Here is a 6000-nt window from a genome sequence, read left to right on the forward strand (position 1 = left end):
GAGGGGCTTTCGTCGTTTCTGGGCGGTGGCGTGATCAACGGCGCAACGAGTCCTCAGGTCAGACCAGGGGCGGCAATCCGAGAGNCAGAGCGAATAGCCCCTGAAGAGGGGCTTTCGTCGTTTCTGGGCGGTGGCGTGATCAACGGCGCAACGAGTCCTCAGGTCAGACCAGGGGCGGCAATCCGAGAGCTCCGAGATCATCACCGCTGGGATGCTCGCCGCCGCGTACTCTCTCGTCTGTGGGCTCGTCCAGGACGCGGTCCGGATCAGCAAGGGAGCCGACGCTTCGAAGGCGAAGCGGCAGCCGCTCCGCCTCGCTGGCAGGGGCGCAGGGACTGGCAATGCAGGGCGGTCGGGCGATCTCTTCTCAAGTCCTCCCGTACGGGGGAGCAACCGCCGCTGAAGTGAAGGCGCTGCCTGGAATCGTCGTGACCGTAGAGCGGGCCGGGAAGACCGGCCGCCCGGCCACCGCCTTCATACTCCGCGGTGACGATTCCAGTCACGCAGAGGCGCCGGAGCTGGAGAGCCCATTCGGTGGCCGGCCGAACCCGAGCGGAAGGGTGCCTGGGTTGTCCGACTCGACGCCTACCGCCCCGCACCCAAGCAGGCCCCGGAACCGCGCCCCGAACCGCAGCGGCCGGAACCGCTCGATACCGCCGACCCCTTCCTGGCACCCCTCTGAACTGCCCGAACAAACGAAAGAACGCCCCGGCTGCGGCCGGGGCGTTTGTATAGTCGTGGGAAGTTGAGGTTGGGCTGGTGCGTCTGGTGCCAGGTGTCACCTTTCGGCGCGTACCAGCAACGTCCCTTCCCGTTCGCTGTCGGGCGGTTCGATGATGTGCGTCGTGATGTTGACGAAGCCGACTGAGGCCAACAAGGCCGCCCATTGGTGAGTTGGGTAGTCCCAGCGTGAGACTGCCCTGGCTTCTCGGAGTGGGCTTACCGGTTTCTGGTCAGCCTGTGGCGGCTTGTGGCTGAACGCGAACACTCCGCCCGCGGCGAGGCTCTGACGCACCAGCGGCAGGAGAGTTGTGGGGTCGGTGAACCACACGGGGCCGAAGATCGAAAGCACCACGTCGAAGCTGTCGGGATGGTTGGTCAGGAACTCCGTTGCCTCTGCCGTCTGGAAGGTGAGGCCGGGAGTACCTCCCCAGCGTGCCTCCGCTTTGGCTCGCTGACTTGGTGCGATGTCGATACCGACGCACTCGGCTCCAAGCGTCGCCAAGTGAGCGAGATTGCAGCCAGCACCGCTCCCCAGCTCCAGTACGCGGCGCCCTCGTACCGGGCCGAGCAGAGATTCGTCGGGGCCATGGTCGGCGTACTGAGTCCAGTTCAGCCATGTGGTGGCCCCAGCAGCGTTCACCGCTCTTCTGGGCTTCCGGCCCGCCGCGTACCTCTCCCACGCCTCCTTGACCGCCTCCATACCGTTCCTTCCATGCGCAGTGGCTCTCCCCCCCCAGGAGTGGAGAGAGCCACCGAGTATCGCGCGTCTCGCTACGTGGCGGGGCTGTCGCTACATCCCGCGTGGCACTGCGAACAGTCCGATTCCGTGGCGTCCCACAGTTCGTGGTCGATGGCAAACCCAGCGGCCTTGATGGCCTCTACCGTGTCCCTCAGCACGTACGGCCCACCGGTGTTCTGCTCGGGGAGGTGCGGGACGTGGTGAATGTAGCGTCCGGCGACCATGAGGCAGAAGTCCGTGTAATTGATCGAGTCAAGCACGAACGTGTGAACGCCGAGGTCCACGCGCCGGGCCGGCCCCATGTCGACGTCGGAACGTTCGGCCGAGGTCACCAGGTAGGCCACGGTCTGGCCGAAGGTTCGTTCGGCGAGCTCGCGGTCCATGTCGTGGTCGCGCATGATGAGCCGTACCTCGCGCTCCCAGACTTCCGGGATCACACAGGTTCGCGGTTCGCGCGTTTGAACTGCTGTTGCCATGTGCTTCTCCTCTCGCTGTCGGAGTGGTGCATTGCACTTGCTGACCCGGCTGGCTGACTTCGCTTCACGATGGCGTTGCGGCCAGCCGGACGTACCCCGTGCCCTACCGGGCCGATTCACCGGCCGGGAACGGAAACTCACAGGTGTGCCGAAGTGAGCTTTCCGGTCGCTGCCATGACCAGGAAGGCAACGCAGGTCCCCCACACCATGAGGGCCAGGATTCCGCCCCAGAACCAGCCGTCAGCGGACACCCGAAGTCTGCGTAACGGGATCCTTCTCGTGGGCGTGTGGCGGCCTCTGCTCATCGCTTGCCACCGCCGCTCGCGCTCCGCTTGTTGGCGTCCCTGACCTTCTTGGACAGATCGTTGGTGCCGCCCTTTTCCTTCTTGTCACTCACGGCCGTGCCGCCCTCAGAATCTTCGTGAGCTTTCTGGCGGTGCCGATGTTGATACGACCGGTATCGATCAGGTGCGTGAGCGCTCCGTCCTCTCCCAGAAGCTTCGGGTCAAGCCGCAGGCTGGGGAACGGAACTCCCGCTTCCCTGGCAGCCTTCCTCAAATCGGAGATGGCCTCCCGCGCGGCCTCGGCCGGTGTACGGGTCTCTGGTGTGGCCTCAATCATGTGTCCGCCCTCGCTCCGTTGCTCGGTTCGTCGAGCATCGGACATCCGGCAGGGGCTGTGCGGCGACCGTCAAGGCGTCAGTCCGACGTCATTTGTTTGCCAAAACGCGAGACCAACTGTCGTCCCCCGCCCTACCGTCGGAGGCGTGGGTGAACCGAACACGATCCTCCATGCCGTCAGAGTCAGCCTGCGCATGTCTCAGGACGAGTTAGCCCAGGCCATACGTGAAGACGGGCGGGAGCATGGCGAACCAAACGACTGCGCCAAACGGAATGTGCAGCGCTGGGAGTCCGGAGCCGTCCGGATGCCCCGGAAGATCTACATCAGATCCCTTGAGCGCGTAACGGGCCTCCCCATAGAGGCTCTAGGGTTCGCGATATCGGTCCCTGACGCTCGGACGGTAGACAAGGCGCCCGCCAATGGGCATGAACCGGCGCGCGGAGAGGTGGTAATGGTGGGAGCCACAACAGCCCCAGGAGGTGCTGCACCCATGACCAAGCGCAACGATCACGGCACCATGTCGGGCATCTGGCTGTCCCGATACGAGTACCACTCGTCAGGGCGGGGAGCCGACTTCACCGGCGAACACTTCGTCGTGATCATCCAGCACCGCAACAAACTAACTGTGCGATCTCTGCCGGAAGCGTCCTCCAACCCCGACTCCCCGCTGACGATGGACCTGACCGTCGACGGGAACGTGGTGACGGGCACATGGCGTGAGGAGACGGCCCACGATGGCTACTACGCCGGGGCGGTCTATCACGGGGCTCTGCAACTACTCCTCGAACCGACCGGCCGGAAGATGACCGGGAAGTGGGTCGGGTTCGGCAAGGAGTTCGACGTGAACACCGGACCTTGGGAACTGATCTTCAAAGACGCGTCCACTTCGAAGGCCACGATGGAGCAGTACAACCATCGGCCTTGATCCGAGCCCTTCCCGGTTGGCCATGTGACCAACGCATGACCAACAGCGGTTCGAATTGGGTGGAGTCGCCGGGTAGGCATGGCCACCGGAGGCTGCCAACTCTGCGGCGTGCCACGAACATCACCGCAGGTAAGCCAACTAATGAGCCCCGGCACGAACAGCTCTTGTTTGCGGCTCCTGGCAGGGACGCCAATCTGCGCCTACGAGGGTGCCAGCTCCAATTCGGCGGTGAGCGGCGTGATCAGTGGGGTATTGGTCCAACTCGCCCCTCGGACACCAACCAAATCCTCGCGGCTTCTCGGTGTCGAGCCCGTACTGCGGGAATTGCACATCGCTTCGGCCACGTACTAACGTCGGTGTCCGGCCCAAAAAGGAGCTGTGCGAGCGGCGTCCCACAGGCCCTCGCACAACGCGATCCGGTCCATCACCGCGGTGCGATACCAAGCGCTGTCCTCGGGCCCGTACAGCTCCACCGCCTGCTGCGTTTCGAGCCGGCCGGCCGGAAGGCGGGTCATAGTTCCATCCAGTTGCTCCGACCGGTGCGGCCGTCGAGCGGCCACCACACCGGAGCCGATGCCCCTAGCTCCTCCAACTCCTCCAGGATCGCGGCACCAACAGGCACGTCCTGGGCGAATCGCGCCGTCGACGGTTGCTCACGCACCATTGCTCGCAGGTCCGCGACCCGATGGAGAAGCGTCTGTCGGCCGGCTCCGGTTAGGACGAACAGAAGTCGGGGGAAGACGGGGTACGTCCGCTGCCAGGCACGTATCCCCGAGAGATCCGCCGGGCTGCGCCGACCAGCGACCGGGAAGTGATCGTAGAACCGCGCGTAGGTGATGACCTTCGACGCAAGACGCTCGGATGACTCGGTAGCCCGGTCCACCTCGACGAAGGCACGCAGCATCGCCCGCGTGGGCGCGGTTCGGGTGTAGCGCAGCAGGGCATCAGCGATCAGCGCGCGGTCTCCGACTCCGGCACCGTCGCGGATCGGATGCGCCACTTCCGGGGTCCAGTCCAAGGCCGTGACCTCGTCGCCCCGTCGCCGCGCATCTTCGATGAACGCCAGCGCCGTCCGCGTCACGGCCAGCGTGTGGGCACTGCGTGCCCCCATCGTCGTATGCCGACGAAGGCGCCGCCCCGCGAACTCGGGCCAACTCGCGACGTTCCGGGCGCCCTGATCGGTAAGTGACCAGACGCTGGGGCAGTGAGCCCGGGTAACGCTGTGGACCAGACCGAGCCCTCGAAGATCACGAAGGCAACGCCGCAGATACCTCAGTTCAGGCGGAGGCGCCAGCAAGCGACGCAACTGCTCCGTCTCCGCGGCACGGTGCACGAACAGCGCAGCCAGTGCCTGCTCCCGCACCGGCGCTGCGCGGCGGGATGAAGCCGTGGAGGAGAGGGTGGGCATCAAAGCTCCCGGGCGTGGAAGTGCCCGCGGCGAAGGGGCCGCGGGGAGGGCTGGGAACCCTCGCCTTCAGCTCACCCGAGACTCCTTACCACCGCGCTTACCACTACGCCGCGCCCCGGTTTCGGAACGATCACACCAGCACTTACCAGCACATGCCGACAGCGTGGGGCGGCCCCCAACTTCCCGGAGAAATGTGGTGGCAAGCTCACGAGGCGCAGAGACCCCCCGGGCCAGCAGAGACACGTGAGCAGCACATCGGGTGTGAGCAGTTATGCACGGTTATGTTGATCGGGTTCACTGTCGAGTTCTTTCCGGGCTCCCGGACCGCCTGGCTCCACAGAGTCAGCGACTGCAACTCTCCATGCATCTCCGCCAGTTCGGCCGCGACACGCGATACCACGCCTGACGTCGCCGTGGTGTCGATCCGTCCTCCGTACGGATCCGCGGGACCGGCCTTGCTGTAGGCGGGGACGGCCATGGTTGTGCCCACCGCGGCGGTCCGCGACCATGACCTCTGTGCCGAACAGCGGGAACCACCAGGCCATGCAGCTGCGCCGTTGTTCCGCGACCAGTCGGCGCCATCCATCCCGTTGTCCTCCAGGAACCACACGACGTCATCGTCTCGTTGACATGAAGCTCGTAGTCGGGCCGGTGCTGGTTGTGTGGCCGCCGCGACCTTGCGTCGAAGTTGACCGGCTGAGCGCCGTACATATCCACGTCTTCGACGGCTTCGCCGTCGTCCGTGCGTGGAAGGTCGGCTTTCACCAGCCTTTGGAATGGTCCAAGGAACACTTCCGGTCTTGCCCTCCGGCCATATCCCTACTGTTCTCGCGATTGTAAAAATTGGTCGTTTCGCAGGGTGAGTCGACCCGTTCGGGCATCACCTTGGGCAATCACCCGCGCCCTGCGGGTTACTCCATCTTGACTGTGCCTTCCCGGGGGTGTATTGCCGCCGTGGTGTCCGGCGGTTTCGGTTTGGCTAGCAATGCACTCTCGTGGCCGTGCGCCTGATTCCGTAGGTAGGACCCGTAAGTGGGCGGTTCGCGAGTTGATGTCCGTTTCGGAGTGAGGCTTGGGGCAGGGGTGCTGGCTGCGGTGCCGGCTACTG

At 65.0% G+C, this 6000-nt stretch carries 5 protein-coding genes; 1 reads left to right on the plus strand and 4 read right to left on the minus strand.

Annotated elements, in window-relative coordinates; genetic code table 11:
* Positions 1-778: 778 nt before the first annotated feature.
* The 3 genes from ACO1BR_RS34555 to ACO1BR_RS34565 form a co-directional block, all read right to left on the minus strand.
* A complete protein-coding gene (locus ACO1BR_RS34555) occupies positions 779-1423 on the minus strand; it encodes a class I SAM-dependent methyltransferase (RefSeq protein WP_426799053.1) in 645 nt (214 codons plus the stop codon).
* A gap of 71 nt (positions 1424-1494) precedes the next feature.
* Complete coding sequence (locus tag ACO1BR_RS34560; protein ID WP_426799054.1) at positions 1495-1938, minus strand: glycine-rich domain-containing protein; 444 nt, start codon at positions 1936-1938, stop codon at positions 1495-1497.
* Positions 1939-2331: 393 nt separating this feature from the next.
* A complete protein-coding gene (locus ACO1BR_RS34565) occupies positions 2332-2559 on the minus strand; it encodes a hypothetical protein (protein ID WP_426799055.1) in 228 nt (75 codons plus the stop codon).
* A 193-nt stretch (positions 2560-2752) separates the two neighbouring features.
* Between ACO1BR_RS34565 and ACO1BR_RS34570 the strand changes: the two genes are divergently transcribed.
* A complete protein-coding gene (locus tag ACO1BR_RS34570; protein WP_426799063.1) occupies positions 2753-3484 on the plus strand; it encodes an XRE family transcriptional regulator in 732 nt (243 codons plus the stop codon).
* A gap of 511 nt (positions 3485-3995) precedes the next feature.
* Here ACO1BR_RS34570 and ACO1BR_RS34575 read toward each other — a convergent pair.
* The gene (locus ACO1BR_RS34575; protein WP_426799056.1) at positions 3996-4892 is read right to left on the minus strand and encodes a replication-relaxation family protein; all 897 of its coding nucleotides are present in this window, start codon (positions 4890-4892) and stop codon (positions 3996-3998) included.
* Positions 4893-6000 lie beyond the last annotated feature (1108 nt).

The sequence above is a fragment of the Streptomyces sp. YGL11-2 genome, from assembly GCF_050054615.1.
In the GTDB taxonomy this organism is placed as follows: Bacteria; Actinomycetota; Actinomycetes; order Streptomycetales; family Streptomycetaceae; genus Streptomyces.